We start from the raw sequence: 453 nt of genomic DNA, 5'->3' as shown, positions 1-453 counted from the left end.
GGCCGGGCGCCGTTTGGGCGCCCGGCCGGTGGTGGGTGGTCTGGGGTCAGCCCTGCGGTTGGGCGATGTTGACCATCCAGGTGATGCCGAAGCGGTCCGTACACATGCCGAACACGTCGCCCCACATCTGCTTGTCCAGCGGGACGGCGACCGTGGCGCCGTCGGACAGCTTCTCCCAGTAGCCGCGCAGCTCGGCGTCGTCGTCGCCGCTCAGGCTGACCGAGTAGGCGTTTCCCGGCTTGTGGTCGCCGGCCGGGGTGTCGGCGGCCATCAGGGTGTAGTCGCTGGGGGTCTCGAGCATGCCGTGCATGATCTTGTCGGCCATGGAGGTGTCGGGCTGCCCGGCTTCACCGTAGGTGCTGAGCACCAGGGTGCCGCCGAAGACCTCCTTGTAGAACTGAAGGGCCTGCCGGGCGTCGCCGGCGAACATCAGGTACGGGTTGAGGCGTGAGG

The 453-nt window shown here is 68.7% G+C and carries 1 protein-coding gene; it reads right to left on the bottom strand.

Annotated features, from left to right (window positions below):
• Positions 1-46: 46 nt before the first annotated feature.
• Positions 47-453: VOC family protein (locus ADL25_RS16170; protein ID WP_059128440.1), on the bottom strand; the 407-nt coding region annotated here is incomplete at its 5' end.

This window comes from Streptomyces sp. NRRL F-5122 (assembly GCF_001507435.1).
In the GTDB taxonomy this organism is placed as follows: Bacteria; Actinomycetota; Actinomycetes; order Streptomycetales; family Streptomycetaceae; genus Streptomyces; species Streptomyces lannensis.
This window is presented reverse-complemented; position numbering and strand designations above follow the sequence as displayed.